At 71.9% G+C, this 14,442-nt stretch carries 15 protein-coding genes; 6 read left to right on the top strand and 9 right to left on the bottom strand.

Features of this window, described 5'->3' with window-relative positions:
• Positions 1–277 precede the first annotated feature (277 nt).
• Positions 278–940 (top strand): endonuclease NucS, encoded by a 663-nt coding sequence (nucS, locus tag ACZ6WH_RS32135; protein WP_361555700.1) that lies wholly within the window; start codon positions 278–280, stop codon positions 938–940.
• A gap of 85 nt (positions 941–1,025) precedes the next feature.
• On the opposite strand, the gene ACZ6WH_RS32130 is transcribed toward nucS, so the two are convergent.
• From ACZ6WH_RS32130 to ACZ6WH_RS32115, 4 genes are all read right to left on the bottom strand, one after another.
• Positions 1,026–3,524, bottom strand: coding sequence for an ATP-binding protein (locus ACZ6WH_RS32130; RefSeq protein ID WP_469732850.1), 2,499 nt, complete (start codon positions 3,522–3,524; stop codon positions 1,026–1,028).
• Positions 3,525–3,809: 285 nt separating this feature from the next.
• A complete protein-coding gene (locus ACZ6WH_RS32125) occupies positions 3,810–4,133 on the bottom strand; it encodes an STAS domain-containing protein (protein WP_469732848.1) in 324 nt (107 codons plus the stop codon).
• 220 nt (positions 4,134–4,353) lie between these two features.
• Positions 4,354–5,202: a 3-hydroxyacyl-CoA dehydrogenase family protein gene (locus ACZ6WH_RS32120; RefSeq protein WP_469732846.1), complete on the bottom strand. Its 849-nt coding sequence runs from the start codon at positions 5,200–5,202 to the stop codon at positions 4,354–4,356.
• Positions 5,203–5,384: 182 nt separating this feature from the next.
• Positions 5,385–6,041, bottom strand: coding sequence for a TetR/AcrR family transcriptional regulator (locus ACZ6WH_RS32115; RefSeq protein ID WP_469732844.1), 657 nt, complete (start codon positions 6,039–6,041; stop codon positions 5,385–5,387).
• A gap of 81 nt (positions 6,042–6,122) precedes the next feature.
• Between ACZ6WH_RS32115 and ACZ6WH_RS32110 the strand changes: the two genes are divergently transcribed.
• Genes ACZ6WH_RS32110 through ACZ6WH_RS32100 form a run of 3 tightly spaced genes read left to right on the top strand, consistent with a single transcriptional unit; the run spans position 6,123 to position 8,275 of the window.
• Positions 6,123–6,905: an ABC transporter ATP-binding protein gene (locus ACZ6WH_RS32110; RefSeq protein WP_469732843.1), complete on the top strand. Its 783-nt coding sequence runs from the start codon at positions 6,123–6,125 to the stop codon at positions 6,903–6,905.
• Positions 6,906–6,918: 13 nt separating this feature from the next.
• Positions 6,919–7,674: an ABC transporter permease gene (locus tag ACZ6WH_RS32105; protein ID WP_469732842.1), complete on the top strand. Its 756-nt coding sequence runs from the start codon at positions 6,919–6,921 to the stop codon at positions 7,672–7,674.
• A 13-nt stretch (positions 7,675–7,687) separates the two neighbouring features.
• Positions 7,688–8,275, top strand: a complete 588-nt coding sequence (locus ACZ6WH_RS32100; RefSeq protein WP_469732840.1) for a cob(I)yrinic acid a,c-diamide adenosyltransferase — start codon at positions 7,688–7,690, stop codon at positions 8,273–8,275.
• Here the strand turns inward: ACZ6WH_RS32100 and ACZ6WH_RS32095 are convergent, their stop codons facing one another.
• Positions 8,276–8,878, bottom strand: coding sequence for a hypothetical protein (locus ACZ6WH_RS32095; RefSeq protein ID WP_469732838.1), 603 nt, complete (start codon positions 8,876–8,878; stop codon positions 8,276–8,278).
• A gap of 160 nt (positions 8,879–9,038) precedes the next feature.
• Here ACZ6WH_RS32095 and ACZ6WH_RS32090 point away from each other — a divergent pair, with 160 nt between their 5' ends.
• Positions 9,039–10,226: a sensor histidine kinase gene (locus ACZ6WH_RS32090; protein ID WP_469732836.1), complete on the top strand. Its 1,188-nt coding sequence runs from the start codon at positions 9,039–9,041 to the stop codon at positions 10,224–10,226.
• Positions 10,223–10,900, top strand: a complete 678-nt coding sequence (locus ACZ6WH_RS32085) for a response regulator (protein WP_469732834.1) — start codon at positions 10,223–10,225, stop codon at positions 10,898–10,900. Before ACZ6WH_RS32090 ends, ACZ6WH_RS32085 begins: the two co-directional genes overlap by 4 nt.
• Positions 10,901–10,978: 78 nt before the next feature.
• Here the strand turns inward: ACZ6WH_RS32085 and ACZ6WH_RS32080 are convergent, their stop codons facing one another.
• The 4 genes from ACZ6WH_RS32080 to ACZ6WH_RS32065 all read right to left on the bottom strand — a co-directional run bounded on the left by ACZ6WH_RS32080 (position 10,979) and on the right by ACZ6WH_RS32065 (position 14,423).
• A complete protein-coding gene (locus ACZ6WH_RS32080) occupies positions 10,979–11,446 on the bottom strand; it encodes a DUF2550 domain-containing protein (RefSeq protein ID WP_052865207.1) in 468 nt (155 codons plus the stop codon).
• A 118-nt stretch (positions 11,447–11,564) separates the two neighbouring features.
• On the bottom strand, positions 11,565–11,948 hold the full coding sequence (locus ACZ6WH_RS32075; protein ID WP_030258514.1) for a F0F1 ATP synthase subunit epsilon: 384 nt from the start codon (positions 11,946–11,948) through the stop codon (positions 11,565–11,567).
• A 109-nt stretch (positions 11,949–12,057) separates the two neighbouring features.
• A complete protein-coding gene (gene atpD, locus ACZ6WH_RS32070; protein ID WP_432858835.1) occupies positions 12,058–13,500 on the bottom strand; it encodes a F0F1 ATP synthase subunit beta in 1,443 nt (480 codons plus the stop codon).
• A 5-nt stretch (positions 13,501–13,505) separates the two neighbouring features.
• Positions 13,506–14,423, bottom strand: a complete 918-nt coding sequence (locus ACZ6WH_RS32065; protein ID WP_469732831.1) for a F0F1 ATP synthase subunit gamma — start codon at positions 14,421–14,423, stop codon at positions 13,506–13,508.
• Between the last annotated feature and the right edge of the window lie 19 nt (positions 14,424–14,442).

Genomic DNA, 14,442 nt, shown 5'->3' with positions numbered 1-14,442 from the left:
CTCCTCTCGCGGCTCCAATTGGGGCGGAGCCTCAGGGATAGGGCAGAGAATCGCCACGCAGCGTGTCCGCGTCACGACCCCCCGCGTCAACGGTATTCCGCCTTTCTTGACCGCACCAGGAGATTGCGCACACAACCGGCCACGGGAGTCCGCCGGAGCTGCGCCGGTTTCGGCCGCAACGTCGCGTGCGTACCGGACCCGCCGCCTTCCGGGCCTCCCGGGCGGACGGTACGGGCGAATCGCGTGCACCACCCGCTGTCGAGTAGCGTGGCGCACCATGCGTCTCGTCATCGCCCGTTGCTCCGTGGACTACGCCGGCCGGCTCACCGCCCACCTGCCCTCCGCCCCCCGTCTGATCCTGGTCAAGGCAGACGGCAGCGTCTCCATCCACGCTGACGACCGGGCCTACAAACCGCTGAACTGGATGTCCCCGCCGTGCACCCTCAAGGGTGGCGACAGCGACGTGTGGACCGTGGAGAACAAGGCGGGCGAGAAGCTGATCATCACGATGGAGGAGATCATGCACGACTCCTCCCACGAACTGGGCGTGGACCCGGGGCTCATCAAGGACGGCGTGGAAGCGCACCTTCAGGAGCTGCTCGCGGACCGGATCGACACCCTCGGCGAGGGCTACTCCCTGATTCGGCGTGAATACCCCACCGCGATCGGCCCGGTGGACATCCTGTGCCGGGATGCGGACGGTGCGACCGTCGCCGTGGAGATCAAGCGGCGCGGCGAGATCGACGGTGTCGAGCAGCTGACCCGCTACCTCGAACTCCTCAACCGCGACCCGCACCTCGCCCCGGTGAAGGGCGTGTTCGCGGCGCAGGAGATCAAGCCGCAGGCCCGGGTGCTGGCCACCGACCGCGGCATCGGCTGCGTGGTCCTGGACTACGACGCGCTGCGCGGTATCGAGGACGACAAGCTGCGGCTGTTCTGAGGGCCCGGCCCCTCCCCCGTACGCACGCGACGGCCCGCCCGCGAGAGATACGCGGGCGGGCCGTCGTGCGTCGTTGCAGAGACCGTCAGGCCGTCGGCTCGCCCGCTCCCGACGCGGTGCCGCCGGTGCCCTCGCTCATCGGGCTGCTCGCGGTCTGCGACGGGCTCTGCGAGTCGCCGGTGGTCGGGTCGTCCGTCGGATCCGGCGTGGTCGGCTCCTCCGTCGGCGTGGGCTCCTCCGTCGGCTCGGTGGGCTCGCTCGTCGGCGGCGTGGGCTTCTGGGTGGGCCTGTGGGTCGGCCTGTGCGTGGGCGGCGTCGGCTTGCCCGGCGAGGTCGTCGGCCCCGTGGAGCCGGAGGGCTCCTCGCCCGGCTCGGTGGTGCCCGGGGTGCCGGGCTCGCCGCTGGTGGCGGGGTCGCCGGGCCGGGTGGCGCCGGAATCGGCGGGCTCGCCGGTACGGGCGCCGGTGCCGTTGTTCCAGCGGCCGGAGTCGCTGCTCGATCCCTGGCTCGGCTCGTCGGCGGTGAGGCCGCCGCCGTCCTTGCCCTCCTCCGCCGACTGCTCGGACTTGACCTTGTCGGCGGGGCTGTCGCCGCCGGAGGTGGCGCCGAGCGTGACGATCGTGCCGAGGACGGCGGCCAGCAGGGCGCCCGCGCCGGCCGCGACCACGTTGCGGCGCGCGCCGGAGAAGACCGCTCGCTTCCGCTTCGCCGGGGCCGACGGGGCCGGAGCGGCGGTGACGGCGGGGGCGACCACGGTCGCCGCGGTCTCGTCCACCCGCGGCACGGGCGTGGTGATCGCGGTCGGCGACCCGGGCGGCGAGGCCGACTCGTCCGTCCCGACCAGCGGCACCTCCTCGCCGGCCGCCGTCACCGCGGCCGCGGTGACCTCGGCCGACACGGGCACACCGGTACGGTCGGCGACCAGGGCGAGGGCGCGCCGCCCCGCGACGGCGCCGCGCCGGTCGGCGAGCGCGCCGCGCAGTCCTATGGACGCCTCCAGTTCGGCGCGGGCCTTGTCCAGGTTGCCCAGGCAGAGCGCGAGGACGCCCAACTCGTGGTGGAAGTACGCCTCTTCGCCCACCTCGCCGGCGATCCTGGCGGCCTCCTGGCCGTGCCGGAGGCTGCGCTCCCAGGCGTTCCACTGCAGGGCGGCGGCGAAGGCGGGAGCCGCGGTACGGGCGAGCAGCACGGCGGCGCTGGCGTGCCCGGACTCCCGGCTCGCGGTCAGCCGGGCCATGGCGGCGAGCAGCGCGTCGGCCTCGGCGGCGGCCCGCTCGGGGGCGACGGAGTGGTGTCCGGCCCACCAGGAGTAGTGCTGGGCGGCGGCGTGCGCGCGGCCGGCCGCGCCCTCGGCGTACCCGGCGGCGGTGAGCTGGTCCAGCACGGTCGCGGCGAGGCGGTAGTGGGTGCCGGCGGGGCTGATGAGCCCGCAGGCCAGCAGGTCGCCCAGGACGGCGTCGGCGTGCGGGTCCTTGAACAGCGCGGGCAGGTGGGTGGGGTGCGGGAGGTCGCCGCCGAGGGCGACGGCCAGCCGCAGCGTGTCCTGCGCCGCCGGTGCCAGCCGCTCGGCGATGAGCGTGGCGAACGAGCCGGCCTGGGGGATGCCCGGCAGCGGCGGTACGTCGTCGGAGTCGGCCGGCTCACCGCCGTCCGCCGTACCGTCGGCGGGCGCCGCGGCGCGCAGCCGGTCGCGCTGCCGCAGGACCGCGCCGGCCTGCAGGAAGCGCAGCGGGAGCCCTTCGGACTCGAACCAGAGGTCGCCCGCCCAGGCGGCCTCCTGCTCGGAGAGCGGCCGGCCGGCGGCGCGCTCCAGCAGTTCCTGGCAGGCGGCGCGGCCGAGGCCGGAGACGAAGACCTCTTCGATGTGCGAGGCGGCGGAGGGCGCGGGCACGTCGGGCGTGGCCGAGAGCAGGAAGGCGCACTCGGGGGTGGCGGCCAGCAGCTCCTCCAGCGGCTCGCCGCCGAACTCCAGGTCGTCCACGATCACCACGGCGCCGATGCCGGCCAGCGCGGTGAGCAGCTCGGGGCGGCCCGGGCGGTACGTCGGCGTGCGGTGCACGGCGGCGAACAGGTCGTACATCACGTCGGTGGCCGTACGGCGGTACCCGGAGAGCCGGACGACGCCGTCGGGCGCGAGGCCGGCGCAGGCGGTGGCGACGGCGTCCAGCAGCCGCGTGCGGCCGGCGCCGGCGGGGCCGGTGAGGCGTACGGAGCGGCCGCGGGTGAGCAGCCGGGTCAGCCGTTCGGTCTCCTCCCGGCGCTCCAGCAGCGGGAGCCGGTCCACGGGGTGTGCGAGGCCGCCGGGCGGCACCGGTGGCGCGCTCGTGGCCCGGGTCCGCTCGGCGCGCTCCTTGGGCGTCTGCTTCTGGGGCGTGCCCGGCTCCTCGCCCGGCGGGGTCGGCTCGATCTCGCTGCCGTCGACGGGGTTGACGGTGAGCAGGTAGTCCCCGGCGACCAGGCGGGCGGTGCGTGCCGGGCCGTCCGGCGGTACGAACTGCCGGCTTCCGGTGCCGGACGGGAGCCGGCCGGCAGGGTGCTCCTGCGCGCCGTGCTCCTCCGGCCGCCGGCCGTTGTGCGGATCCATGGAATCGAGCCCCCAGATGCGTGGCGTGCCGAACTGCTCTCCCGGCCGTCCGCACTCCCCGACCGGGCCGGGACGGGTCGCCCCGGCCGCCGCTCCTGGTCCGGTGTCCGCCGCGGCCGTCCGGGACGCGACGAAACCGAACATTAAGCCTCGGACAGTATCTATGATGCGCCGGGGTCCTGCTCTGACCGGTACGTCACGGATTCACGAGGATCACTGCGGTATGTACCACTTCCGCCTCTCACTTCCCGGCGGCCGTACGGCTCCTCGCAGGTCACACGGTCCTCAGACGCGGGGCAGCGACTCCGCTTCGATGCCGCCCTCGATGGCGAGAATGCGATGCAACCGTGTGGCCACCAGCAGGCGCTGCATCTGGGGCGGCACCCCGCGCAGTACGAGCCGGCGGTTCACCCGGCCCGCACGGCGGTGCGCGCCCATGATCACGCCGAGTCCGGTGGCGTCCCAGGAGTCCAGTTCGGTCAGGTCCAGGACCAGGTCACCGCGACCGGAGTCGACTGCGGTGTGCAGGGCCGTACGGGCGTCCGCCGCGCTGCGTACGTCGAGGCGGCCCCCGACGACCAGCTCGACGTGGTCGCCCTTGATGTGCATATGCGCTCCCCGTGATGCGAAATGTATTTTGCGTCTACAGAACTGACTGCCTCTCACACGACGAAGTTGCCGCCTGTAAGCGAACCGATACCGAAACCACTCGGCCGAGTGACGGCTGAACGGGTGTTGGCATCGGGTCGTGCGGGAATCCCGGCATTCCCGTGCCGGGGTCCGGGGCGCGGGCTTCCGGAGCCCGCGCCCGTGGTCGGGCCCGGACTTCTCAGTGCTCGTAGAATCCCTGCCCGCTCTTGCGGCCGATATCGCCTGCGTCCACCATGCGGCGCATGAGCTCCGGCGGCGCGAACTTCTCGTCCTGCGATTCGGTGTAGATGTTCTCGGTGGCGTGCAGGAGGATGTCGACGCCCGTGAGGTCGGCGGTGGCCAGCGGGCCCATCGCGTGACCGAAGCCCAGCTTGCAGGCGGTGTCGATGTCCTCGGCCGTGGCCACGCCGGACTCGTAGAGCTTGGCGGCCTCGACGACCAGCGCCGAGATGAGCCGGGTGGTGACAAATCCGGCCACATCGCGGTTGACGACGATGCAGGTCTTGCCGACCGACTCGGCGAACTCCCGCGCGGCGGCGAGCGTTTCGTCGCTCGTCTTGTAACCGCGCACCAGCTCGCACAGCTGCATCATCGGCACCGGCGAGAAGAAGTGCGCGCCCACGACCCGATCGGGGCGGGAGGTGGCCGCCGCGATCTTGGTGATCGGGATGGCGGAGGTGTTGGAGGCCAGTACGGCGTCCTCCCGGACCAGCTTGTCCAGCGTCGAGAAGATCTCCCGCTTGATCTCGATCTTCTCGAAGACGGCCTCGACGACGATGTCGGCGTCGGCGGCCGCCTCCAGGTCGGTGGTGGTGGTGATGCGGGCCAGCGCCTGCTCGGCGGCGGCCGCGTCCAGCTTGCCCTTGGCGACGAACTTCTCGTACGACGCCTCGATGCCGCTCCGGCCGCGGGCCAGCGCACCGTCGGTGACGTCCCGGAGGGTCACGTCCCAGCCGGCCTGGGCCGAGACCTGTGCGATGCCGGAACCCATGAGTCCGGCCCCGATGACGGCGAGCTTCCTTGCCACTGAACGACCCCTCACACGCTGTGCACTTCACGACTTCTCCCGGGCGACGTTAGCGCCCGTTCGCCTCGGTTGGGAGGTCTGACGAGTGCGTCCTGTCTCACATGACGGACATCACACCGGAACGGCCCCCGCCCGCCACGCCTGGCACCCGGCACCCCATCGCGCCGCCGGTGGCGACCGGCTCACTCCGGCGCGCGCACCGCGTAGTTGAGCACCCGTTCGCTGAGCAGGTCCTCCAGCTCGTCCAGCAGCGCCAGCGCCTCCCGGGACACCTCGGCCGCCTTGCGGCCCGCGGTCATCTCGCGGCCGATGTGGGCCATGAGCGTCGCGTGCGCCCAGTTCAGCTGTCCCGCCACGAGGACCGGCAGCAGGTCCCCCTCCTCGGCGCCGACCTCCTCGCACAGCGTGCGCTCCAGGTGCTCGGCCGTCTCCTGCTGGATGTACCACAGCCGCGCCTTCAGGGCCGCCGAGCCGTGGATCACCCGCATGAACCGCTCGTACCCCTCGAACAGCCCCACCCGCGGCGAGACCGCCTCCACCTCGTCGCGCAGCTCGCGCAGCACCGCGGCGGCGGCCGACTCCCCGGCACCCCGGGCCCGCACCCAGCGCGAGAGCCGGTCCACGACCCCCTTGCTGCGGTCGAAGAAGAGGTCCTCCTTGGCCGGGAAGTAGTTGTAGACGGTGTTCACGGAGACCTCGCAGGCCTCGGCGATCTCCGCGACGGTCACCGCGTCGAAGCCGCGCTCCAGGAAGAGCCCGGTGGCGACGTCCGACAGGTACTGCCGGGTCTGCCGCTTCTTCCGCTCGCGCAGCCCTTCCTTCTTCGACCCCTCGCTCATGGCCCCATCCTAGGCGCGTTTGCATGGTCTGAAAATTTGGGGCCATTGCAAAATTGTGGCCACTCTGCTTTTCTTGCCGTCATGCCCGCCATCACCGCCACCGGCCTGTCCCGGACCTTCACGACCAAGCGCGGCCCCGTCGAGGCGGTCCGCTCCGTCGACCTCACCGCCGAACGCGGCGAGATCGTCGGCCTGCTCGGCCCCAACGGCGCCGGCAAGACGACGACCCTGCGCATGCTCACCACGCTGCTGCCGCCCACCGGCGGCACCGCCACCGTCGCGGGCTGCGACCTCGCCCGCGACCCGGCGGGCGTCCGCGAGCGGACCGGGTACGTCGCCCAGTCCGGCGGCGTCGACCCGTCCGTGTCGGTACGCGAGGAGCTGGTCACCCAGGGCCGGCTGTACCGGCTCGCCAAGGCCGACGCCACCGCGCGCGCCGCCGAACTCGCCGCCGACCTGGGCCTGGAAGGGCTGCTGGACCGGAAGTCCGCCGCGCTCTCGGGCGGCCAGCGGCGCCGGCTCGACCTCGCCATGGGCCTCATCCACCGGCCCGAGGTGCTCTTCCTCGACGAGCCGACCACCGGGCTGGACCCCGGCAGCCGCGCCGACCTGTGGGACCTGGTCCGCCGGATCCGCGCCGAGCACGGCACCACCGTCGTGCTGACCACGCACTACCTCGACGAGGCCGACGCGCTCGCCGACCGGCTGATCGTCGTCGACCACGGCGTCGTCGTCGCCGAGGGCCGGCCCCCCGCGCTCAAGGAGCGGTACGCCGGATCGGCCGCCGCCTCCCTCCAGGACGCCTTCCTCGCCCTCACCGGCCGCTCGGTCACCACCGAGGACGCCTCACCCCTCTCCGTCTGAGGAGCCCGACCCGATGTCCGCACTGCTCTCCGACACCGCGCTGGTCTTCGGGCGGTACGCCCGCCAGACCCTGCGCTCGAAGTTCCAGATCCTCTTCGGCGTCCTGATGCCGCTGCTGTACCTGCTCTTCTTCGGGCCGCTGCTGACCGGCCTGCCGCTCGGCTCCGCCGGCAGCTCCTGGCAGGTGCTGGTGCCCGGCCTGCTGCTTCAACTCGCCCTGTTCGGCGCCTCGTTCTGCGGCTTCGCGATCATCATCGAGAAGAACTACGGGGTGGTGGAACGGATGCGGGTCACCCCCGTCAGCCGGCTCGCGCTGCTCCTCGGCCGGGTACTGCGCGACACCCTCCTCTTCGTCTTCCAGACGGTGCTGCTGGTCCTCGTCGCCCTGGCCATGGGCCTGCGCGCGCCCCTGGGCGGCATCCTGACCGGCTTCGGCTTCGTCGCGCTGCTGGTCGTCTCGCTCGCGTCACTGTCGTACGCGCTGGCCCTGAAGGTCCGTACGCCGCAGGAGTTCGGCCCGGTCATCAACGCCCTGACCATGCCGTCCATGCTGCTCTCCGGCCTGATGCTGCCCATGGCGCTGGGCCCCGGCTGGCTGGACGCCCTCTCGCACCTCATGCCGCTGCGCTATCTGGTGGACGCGGTGCGGGACGCGTACGTGGGCCAGTACGCGACCGCGCACATGCTGTACGGCGTCCTCGTCGCGCTCGGCCTCGCCGCGCTCGCCGTGACGGTCGGCACACGTGTCTTCCGCCGGGCCGGGGCATAACTACGCTGGCGGAATGGTCAATCTGACGCGCATCTACACCCGTACCGGCGACCAGGGCACCACCGCCCTCGGCGACATGAGCCGGACCGCCAAGACCGATCTGCGGATCGCGGCCTACGCCGACGCCAACGAGGCCAACGCCGTCATCGGCAGCGCCATCGCCCTCGGCGGCCTCCCCGAGGAGGTCGTCAAGGTCCTCGTCCGCGTCCAGAACGACCTCTTCGACGTGGGCGCCGACCTCTCGACGCCGGTCGTGGCGGACCCGGAGTTCCCGCCGCTGCGCGTCGAGCAGGCCTACATCGACAAGCTGGAGGCGGACTGCGACCACTTCCTGGAGCAGCTGGAGAAGCTCCGCAGCTTCATCCTGCCCGGCGGCACGCCCGGCGCGGCCCTGCTGCACCAGGCGTGCACGGTCGTCCGGCGGGCCGAGCGGTCCACCTGGGCCGCCCTGGAGGTGCACGGCGCCGGTGAAAAAAATGGCAGCATGAACACGCTCACCGCCACCTACCTCAACCGCCTCTCCGACCTGCTCTTCATCCTGGCCCGGACGGCGAACAAGGAGATCGGCGACGTGCTGTGGGTCCCGGGCGGCGAGCGCTGATCAGGGCTTGGACAGGGACCGGGGGCGCTCCCCCGCGCCGTCCCCGGCCCCGTCCGGCCCCGGCTCCCGCTCGCCCTTCTTCGGCTGCTTCGGCCAGATCGTGTACGTGAGGGCGATCAGCCCGTGGATCCCCACGATGCGGGCCGCCGTGGCCTGCCAGGACCGCAGCGAGGCGGTGTCGCCGTCCCCCGCGTACCAGACCGCCGCCTGGAGCAGCCCTGCCGCGACCGCGCCCATCACCACCGTGCGCAGCCACAGCTTCCACTCGTGCACCGCACGCGCCCGGCCGTACCCGGCGCCCGGCGGCTTCGGCCCGCCCGCGAAGCGGTACGCGAACTGCCCGTCCGCCCACCGGATCGTGTAGTGGCCGTAGGCGACCGTGAAGCCGATGTAGACCGCGGCCAGCCCGTGTTTCCAGTCCGCCTGCGCACCGTTGCGCAGGTCGATCACCGTCGCCACGAGCAGCACCAGCTCCAGCAGCGGCTCCATCAGCAGGACCGCGGCCCCGGTGCGCGGCATCCGCGCCAGATAGCGCAGCGCCAGCCCCGCGGCCAGCAGCACCCAGAACCCGACCTCGCACAGCACGACCAGCGTCACGATCACGGTTCGCTCCTCTCCCTCCCCTCCAGCCTCCGCGCCCCGCGCCCCCGATTCGTCGTCGCCCATGACGATCCGGCACTGCATCCTTCGATGTACGCGGCGCCGGCGGCGGATCGTCGCCGGTAGGGAGGCCCGGACGGGCCCGGCCGTGTTGGATGGCAGGGTGAGCCCCTTCACCGCCCCCGGCCGCCCGCACCGCGACGACGTCCTCATCGCGGTGTCCGGCCTGCTCGGGGGCGTACTGCTGTGGTTCCTCGGACTGCACGGCGGCCCGCCCCTGCTGCCCGCGCAGCTCGCGCTGGTCGCCCTCGCCGCGATGTCCGGCGCCGAGCTGCTGCGCCGCACCGCGCCCGGCACGGCCCTGGCCGTCGGCGTGGCCGCGATGGTCCTCGACGTGCTCAGCGGCACGGTGATCGCCACCGTGCTGATGTTCACCGACGTGATCTACGCGGCCGTCATGTACGGCACCCCGGCCGCGGCCCGCCGCATCCCCCGCGCCTGCGTCCTGGTCACCGTCCTCGCCACCCTGCTGCCCGTCGCCCTGCTCCGCGACCCGCAGGCGCTGCTCATCGGCGTCGCGGTCGGCGTCGGCACGATCGGCCCGGCCTGGACCGCGGTCATCATCCGCAGCCACCGCGAGGCCGCCCAGGCCGCCCGGCTGCGTGCCGAGCAGACCGCGCTGCTGGCCGAGCTGGACCGCCGGGAGGCCGTCCTGTCCGAGCGCGCCCGGATGGCCCGGGAGCTGCACGACATGGTCGCCAACCACCTCTCGGCCATCGCCATCCACGCCACCGCCGCCCAGTCCCTCGACGACCCCGCGGCGACCGGCGACGCGCTCGGCGTCATCCGCGAGAACAGCGTGCAGGGCCTGGCGGAGATGCGCCGCCTCATCGGCCTCCTGCGGGACGCCGGGGCCCAGGACGCGCCGGCCGCCACGCCCCGGCTCGACGCCCTGGACGCCCTCCTGGAGCGCGCCCGCGGCCACGGCGCCGGCAGCGGCCTCACCTTCACCCTCGCCGACGAACGCCAGCCCGGCGGTTCCGCGCTCGCGGCCCCGGTGGAGCTGGCCGCGTACCGGATCGTCCAGGAGTCCGTGACGAACGCGCTCAAGCACGCGGCGCCCGGCGAGGTGACCGTACGCATCGAACGCGCCGACGGCGCCCTGTCGCTCGCCGTCACCAGTCCCTACGGCCGGCGCCCCGGCCCGAGCGCGCCCGGCTCCGGCTCCGGACTGGTCGGCATGCGCGAGCGGGCCGCGCTGCTGCACGGGACGTTCGACGCGGCCCCCGACGGAGACGTATGGCGCGTACGGGCGACCCTGCCCGCCGACGAGAAGGAGCACCCCCGATGACCGACCGTACCGACCGTCCGATCCGGGTCCTGGTGGCCGAGGACCAGTCGGCCGTCCGCGCGGGCCTGGTCCTCATCCTGCGCTCGGCGCCCGACATCGAGGTGGCCGGGGAGGCGGCGGACGGCGAGGAAGCGGTCCGGCTGGCCGCCGGGCTCCGCCCGGACCTGGTGCTGATGGACGTCCAGATGCCCCGGCTGGACGGCGTCTCGGCCACCCGCGAGATCACCGCTCAGGGCCTGGCCGACGTCCTGGTGCTGACCACCTTCGACCTGGACGAGTACGTCTTCGGGGCGCTCCGCGCGGGCGCGGCCGGATTCCTGCTGAAGACCAGCGACGCGGCGGAGCTGCTGGCGGCGGTCCGTACGGTGGCGGCCGGCGAGGGGATCATCGCGCCCGCCGTGACCCGGCGGCTGATCGCGGAGTTCGCGGCGCCGCGTCCGGCAGCCGCCGCCCAGGACACCGCCGTCCTCGACGTGCTCACCCCACGGGAGCGCGAGGTGCTGGGCTGCCTGGGCGAAGGGCTGTCCAACGCGGCCGTCGCGGCCCGCCTGGACATGGCGGAGGCGACGGTGAAAACGCACGTCAGCAGGGTGCTGAACAAGCTGGAGCTGCGCAGCCGCGTACAGGCCGCCGTGCTCGCCCAGGAACTGGGCCTCGGCCGCGAGCACGCCTGACGCAGGACCGGGCCCGCAGCTCCTCCCGGGAATTCCCCGGAGGAGCGGCCCCCGGAAAACAGAAAACCCGGACAGTCGTCAAGCCACGTTGACTCTCTGTCCGGGTGGTGCCGCCTCCAGCCAGGCGAGGAAGCCCGTGAGCGCGTCCTCGCTCATCGCCAGCTCCAGGCGCGTGCCCCGATGCCGGCAGGCGAGGACGATGGAGTCGGAGAGCAGGGCCAGCTCCTCCTCGCCCTCCGGGCTGCGCCGCTCCAGTACCTCGATGGAGGCCCGCTCCAGGATGCGCCGTGGGCGCGGCGCATAGGAGAAGACCCGGAACCACTCGACGCGGTCACCGTTGTACCGGGCCACGCCGTAGATCCAGCCTTTGCCGCTGGGCTCGCCGTCCGGCGTCGTGACGGCCGCCGCGGCGGGCACGTCCCAGCGCAGACTGCAGTCGAACGTGCCGCCGGACCGCTGGATCAGCCGCCGCCGCAGTCCGAAGACGAAGAGCCCCAGTAGTACCAGGACGACGACCGCGGCACTCACACACAGAGCGAGGACCATCTCCACCGACCTCCTCGCCTCGAATACGGTTACGCACCTGCATCGGCTCAGCCGCGGACCGCTCTGGAGAATTCCAGCGCAGCCCGCGGCTGAGGGTAAAGCTCGTCTGTGACAGGGTTCAGTGAACGCCTGCCACCGCACGCAGCCGGACATCGGCGCGGCGCTCGGCGGCCGCGTCGGCCTCCGACTTCGCCCGCTCCAAGGCCCGCTCCGCGCGCTGGACATCGATCTCGTCCGACAGCTCGGCGATCTCCGCGAGCAGAGAAAGCTTGTTGTCGGCGAACGAGATGAAGCCGCCGTGCACCGCGGCAACGACGGTGCCGTCGCCGCTCTCGCCGGTCGTACGAATCGTCACCGGACCGGACTCCAGCACGCCGAGCAGCGGCTGGTGACCGGGCATGACGCCGATGTCGCCCGACGAGGTGCGCGCGACGACCAGGCTGGCCTCGCCGGACCAGACCTGACGGTCCGCGGCGACCAACTCGACGTGCAGCTCAGCCACGATGGCTCCTCGGGTCTTCACCTGCCGGGATCAGCAGATGTCGGGTCAAATACTAGTGGGCGTCGGCGCCGGGGGCGGCCACGGCCGCCCCCGGAACCGGAAGCCGGGGTCAGGAGACGCCCAGCTCCTTGGCGTTGGCCTTGAGGTCCTCAATGCCGCCGCACATGAAGAACGCCTGCTCGGGGAAGTGGTCGTACTCACCGTCGCAGATCGCGTTGAACGCCGAGATGGACTCGTCCAGCGACACGTCCGAACCGTCGACACCGGTGAACTGCTTCGCCACGTGGGTGTTCTGCGACAGGAAGCGCTCGACACGACGGGCACGGTGGACAACGAGCTTGTCCTCCTCGCCCAGCTCGTCGATACCGAGAATCGCGATGATGTCCTGCAGGTCCTTGTACTTCTGCAGGATCGTCTTCACGCGGGAGGCGCAGTCGTAGTGCTCCTGCGTGATGTACCGCGGGTCCAGGATGCGGGACGTCGAGTCCAGCGGGTCCACCGCCGGGTAGATGCCCTTCTCCGAGATCGGACGCGACAGAACGGTCGTGGCGTCCAGGTGCGCGAAGGTGGTCGCCGGCGCCGGGTCGGTCAGGTCGTCAGCGGGGACGTAGATCGCCTGCATCGAGGTGATCGAGTGACCACGGGTCGAGGTGATGCGCTCCTGCAGGAGGCCCATCTCGTCCGCCAGGTTCGGCTGGTAACCCACCGCGGAGGGCATGCGGCCCAGCAGGGTGGACACCTCGGAACCCGCCTGGGTGTACCGGAAGATGTTGTCGATGAAGAAGAGGACGTCCTGCTTCTGGACGTCACGGAAGTACTCCGCCATCGTCAGACCGGCCAGCGCGACCCGCAGACGGGTGCCCGGGGGCTCGTCCATCTGGCCGAAGACCAGCGCGGTCTTGTCGATGACGCCGGAGTCCGTCATCTCCTCGATGAGGTCGTTGCCCTCACGGGTACGCTCACCGACGCCCGCGAACACCGACACACCGTCGTGGTTGTTGGCCACACGGTAGATCATTTCCTGGATCAGAACGGTCTTGCCGACACCGGCACCACCGAACAGACCGATCTTGCCGCCCTTGACGTACGGGGTCAGCAGGTCGATGACCTTGACGCCGGTCTCGAACATCTCGGTCTTGGACTCGAGCTGGTCGAAGGTCGGGGCCTTGCGGTGGATGGGCCAGCGCTCGGTGACCTCGGAAGCCGCCTCCGGCTTGTTGAGGATCTCGCCGAGGGTGTTGAACACCTTGCCCTTGGTGACGTCACCGACGGGGACGGTGATGCCCGTGCCCGTGTCGGTCACCGCGGCCTGGCGGACCAGACCGTCGGTGGGCTGCATCGAGATCGCGCGGACCATGCCGTCGCCCAGGTGCTGGGCGACCTCAAGGGTCAGCGTCTTCTTGACGCCGGCCTCGGCCGGGTCGTCGACCTCGACGGTCAGCGCGTTGTAGATGTCCGGCATCGCGTCGACGGGGAACTCCACGTCGACGACCGGGCCGATGACCCGCGCGACGCGGCCCGTCGCCGTGGCCGTCTCAACAGTGGTGGTCATAGTTGTCAGTCACTCCCCGCGGTCGCGTCGGCCAGTGCGCTCGCGCCACCGACGATCTCGCTGATTTCCTGGGTGATTTCGGCCTGGCGGGCCTGGTTTGCAAGCCGCGAGAGCGACTTGATGAGCTCTTCCGCGTTGTCCGTCGCCGACTTCATCGCGCGCCGGCGGGCGGCGTGCTCGGAGGCGGCGGACTGCAGCAGCGCGTTGTAGATGCGCGACTCCACGTACCGCGGCAGCAGGGCGTCCAGGACGTCCTCCGCCGACGGCTCGAAGTCGAACAGCGGCAGCAGCTCGTCCTTCGCCGACTCGTCCTCGCCGTCCTTCGCGTCGAGGCTGAGCGGCAGCAGCCGGTCGTCGACCGGCGTCTGCGTCATCATCGAAACGAACTCGGTGAAGACGATGTGCAGCTCGTCCACGCCGCCCTCGGCCGTGTCCTTCCGGACGGACTCGATGAGCGGTGCGGCGACGGCCTTGGCGTCCGCGTACGTCGGGCTGTCGGTGAAGCCGGTCCACGACTCCTCGACCTTGCGCTCGCGGAAGCCGTAGTACGACACACCCTTGCGGCCGACGATGTAGGTGTCGACCTCCTTGCCCGCGCCCTTGAGCCGCTCGGTGAGCTGCTCGGCGGCCTTGATGGCGTTGGAGGAGTAGCCGCCCGCGAGACCGCGGTCGCTCGTGATGAGCAGCACCGCGGCCCGGGTCGGGTTCTCCGCCTCGGTCGTCAGGGCGTGGTTGGTGTTCGAGCCGGTAGCAACCGCCGTCACCGCGCGGGTCAGTTCACTCGCGTACGGCGTCGATGCCGCCACCTGGCGCTGCGCCTTGACGATGCGCGAGGCGGCGATCATCTCCATCGCCTTGGTGATCTTCTTGGTCGCGGTGACGGAGCGGATGCGACGCTTGTAGACCCGGAGCTGGGCTCCCATGGATCAGGTCCCTTCCGTC

The organism is Streptomyces sp. NPDC050806 (assembly GCF_055586425.1).
Note: the sequence above shows the minus strand (reverse complement) of the source record. Positions and strands in the feature narration are given on the sequence as shown.